The 3,221-nt window shown below is 66.1% G+C and carries 3 protein-coding genes and 1 pseudogene; all 4 read left to right on the top strand.

Annotation, left to right across the window (positions count from 1 at the left end):
- A pseudogene (locus tag AC1DOC_RS25920) lies at nucleotides 1-141 on the top strand (3-isopropylmalate dehydratase small subunit); the annotation flags it as partial.
- Between the two features lie 40 nt (nucleotides 142-181).
- Complete coding sequence (gene leuB, locus AC1DOC_RS25915; protein ID WP_012746565.1) at nucleotides 182-1,270, top strand: 3-isopropylmalate dehydrogenase; 1,089 nt, start codon at nucleotides 182-184, stop codon at nucleotides 1,268-1,270.
- A 90-nt stretch (nucleotides 1,271-1,360) separates the two neighbouring features.
- On the top strand, nucleotides 1,361-2,503 hold the full coding sequence (gene asd, locus AC1DOC_RS25910) for an aspartate-semialdehyde dehydrogenase (RefSeq protein WP_012746564.1): 1,143 nt from the start codon (nucleotides 1,361-1,363) through the stop codon (nucleotides 2,501-2,503).
- 266 nt (nucleotides 2,504-2,769) lie between these two features.
- Nucleotides 2,770-3,221, top strand: a 452-nt coding sequence (locus tag AC1DOC_RS25905) for a type IV pilus assembly protein FimV (protein WP_478130772.1), incomplete at its 3' end; no start/stop codon positions are given.

Genomic DNA, 3,221 nt, shown 5'->3' with positions numbered 1-3,221 from the left:
GTGCAGGCCTTCCGCAAGTACTGCCTGATCAACGGCCTGGACGACATCGGCCTCACGCTGCGCCACAAGGACAAGATCAAGGCCTTCGAGGCCGAGCGGCTGGCGCAGAAGCCCTGGCTCGCGCACACGATGATCTCGTGATCGACCGCATTTCCTTTTTCAGAAAACTCAAGACCCAATCATGAAAATCGCAGTTCTCCCGGGCGACGGCATCGGCACCGAAATCGTGGCCGAAGCCATCCGCGTGCTCGACGCGCTCGACCTCTCCTTCGAGATGGAAACCGCGCTGGTCGGCGGCGCGGCCTACGAGGCCCACGGCCACCCGCTGCCCGAAGCCACGCTCAAGCTCGCCAAGGAAGCCGATGCGGTGCTGTTCGGTGCGGTCGGCGACTGGAAGTACGACAAGCTCGACCGCCCGCTGCGCCCCGAGCAGGCCATCCTGGGCCTGCGCAAGAACCTGGGTCTGTTCGCGAACTTCCGCCCGGCCATCTGCTACGAGCAGCTGGTGGGCGCCTCGAGCCTCAAGCCCGAGCTGATTGCGGGCCTGGACATCCTCATCATCCGCGAGCTCACCGGCGACATCTACTTCGGCCAGCCGCGCGGCCGCCGCACGGCCGTCGACGGGCATTTCCCGGGTGCCGACGAAGCCTTCGACACCATGCGCTACTCGCGCCCCGAGGTCGAGCGCATCGCCCGCGTCGCCTTCGAGGCCGCACGCAAGCGCAGCAAGCGCGTGACCAGCGTCGACAAGGCCAACGTGCTGGAGACCTTCCAGTTCTGGAAGGACATCGTGACCGAGGTGCACAAGGACTATCCGGACATCGAACTCGACCACATGTACGTCGACAACGCGGCCATGCAGCTCGTGAAGGCGCCCAAGAAGTTCGACGTGATCGTCACCGGCAACATGTTCGGCGACATCCTCTCGGACGAGGCCGCCATGCTCACCGGCTCCATCGGCATGCTGCCCTCGGCATCGCTCAATTCGAGCAACCAGGGCCTGTACGAGCCCAGCCACGGCAGCGCGCCCGACATTGCCGGCAAAGGGGTTGCCAATCCATTGGCTACAATACTGTCCGCTGCCATGATGCTCCGTTTTTCACTCAACCAAGCCGAAGCTGCCGACCGGATCGAGTCGGCGGTCAAGCACGTGCTCGCCTCCGGGCTGCGCACCGGTGACATCTGGTCAGAAGGCACGAAGCGCGTCGGCACCCGCGAAATGGGCGACGCGGTTGTTGCAGCAATCACCAAAAAGACGATTACCGGCTAACCGCAGCCCGCTTCGTCACGCCCCTCCCCGGCTCGACGAGTCGGGGGCAAGAAAAGACAACTTCTTTCTTTTTCAAAAGGGCAAACTGAAATGGCGAACGCATCTCAACCTCTGGTCGGCCTCGTGGGCTGGCGCGGCATGGTCGGCTCGGTCCTGATGGACCGCATGCAGGCCGAAGGCGACTTCGGGCTCATCGAGCCGGTCTTCTTCTCGACCTCCAACGCCGGCGGCAAGGCCCCGGCCATGGCCAGGAACGAGACCGCGCTCAAGGATGCGAACGACATCGAGGCGCTCAAGAAGTGCGACATCGTCATCACCTGCCAGGGCGGCGACTACACCAGCGAGGTGTTCCCCAAGCTGCGCGCTGCGGGCTGGAGCGGCCACTGGATCGACGCCGCCTCCACCCTGCGCATGCAGGATGACGCAGTCATCGTGCTCGACCCCGTCAACCTGCCGGTGATCCAGAACGCGCTCGCCAAGGGCGGCAAGAACTGGATCGGCGGCAATTGCACCGTCAGCTGCATGCTGATGGGCGTGGGCGCCCTCTACAAGGCGGGCCTGGTCGAGTGGATGACCAGCATGACCTACCAGGCGGCTTCGGGCGGCGGCGCGCAGCACATGCGCGAGCTGCTGACGCAGTTCGGCACGCTCAACGCCGAGGTGCGTGCGCTGCTGGACGACCCCAAGTCGGCCATCCTCGAGATCGACCGCAAGGTGCTGCACAGGCAGCAGAACCTGAGCGCCGCTGAAACCGCCAACTTCGGCGCACCGCTGGGCGGCTCGCTGATCCCCTGGATCGACAAGGACCTGGGCGACGGCATGTCCAAGGAAGAATGGAAGGCCGGCGCGGAAACCAACAAGATCCTCGGCCAGGGCGCGGGCTTCGGCACCGCCGCCGTGCCGGTGGACGGCTTCTGCGTGCGCATCGGCGCCATGCGCTGCCACAGCCAGGCCCTGACCTTCAAGCTCAAGAAGGACGTGCCCGTGGCCGACATCGAAGCGCTGATCGCCGCCGACAACCCCTGGGCCAGCGTGGTGCCGAACACCCGCGAAGCGACCCTGAAGGACCTGACGCCGGTGGCCGTGACGGGCACCATGAACATCCCGGTCGGCCGCATCCGCAAGCTGGCGATGGGCCCCGAGTACGTCGGCGCCTTCACCATCGGCGACCAGCTGCTGTGGGGCGCGGCCGAACCGCTGCGCCGCATGCTGCGCATCCTGCTCGAGGCTTGATGGGGGCGCGCAGGCTCTCCACAGACCCAAAGTGTTGCCGCCCGGCAACACTGAATGTGTGCGTAAGTATGCGCGCACTGGGTAGAACAGGCGCACCGCCTTGTCAGTACCCGGTGATGATGCTAACGTCCTCTTACAAATTCTGGGCCTGAGCCGCCCCTATCAGCATGACAAGACATCTGTTGCCCGCGGCCCGCCCATCGGCCGCTCGCCCCTCCCTGCCCTTGAACGGTCTTCGCYTCTCCGTTCTGGGCACGGCGGTTGCCGTGGTCCTGGGTATTGCAAGCACCGACGCCAGCGCTTTCGCGCTCGGGCAGCTGAAGGTGCAATCGGCGCTGGGCGAACCGCTTCGCGCCGAAATCGACGTGACCGAAATGGCTGCCGCCGAAGCGGAAAGCCTGAAGATCAACGTCGCCAGCGCCGATGCCTTCAAGAACGCGGGCGTGCCGTACAACGCTGCGCTCAGCGACGTCAAGGCCACGCTGCAGCGCCGCGCCGGCGGCCAGTACGTGGTACGGCTCACCGGCAGCCGTCCGCTCAACGATCCCTTCGTCGACCTGCTGCTCGAAGCCAATGGTTCCTCGGGCCGCATGGTGCGCGACTACACCGTGCTGCTCGATCCGCCGGCCACCCGCCAGGCGGCGCCGAGCGCGCCCATCGCGCCCGCCACGCCCCAGGTGAGCACGCCGCCCGCGGAGCGTCCGGCTGCCGCGGCAGC

It is taken from the genome of Variovorax sp. 01T439_2, from assembly GCF_056398445.1.
The sequence above is the reverse complement of the archived record's forward strand: the minus strand, read 5'-3'. Positions and strand labels throughout refer to the sequence as shown.

Coding starts and splice junctions, on each gene's coding strand:
- asd (WP_012746564.1), top strand. CDS start 1,361: ATGGCGAACGCATCTCAACCTCTGGTCGGCCTCGTGGGCTGGCGCGGC.
- leuB (WP_012746565.1), top strand. CDS start 182: ATGAAAATCGCAGTTCTCCCGGGCGACGGCATCGGCACCGAAATCGTG.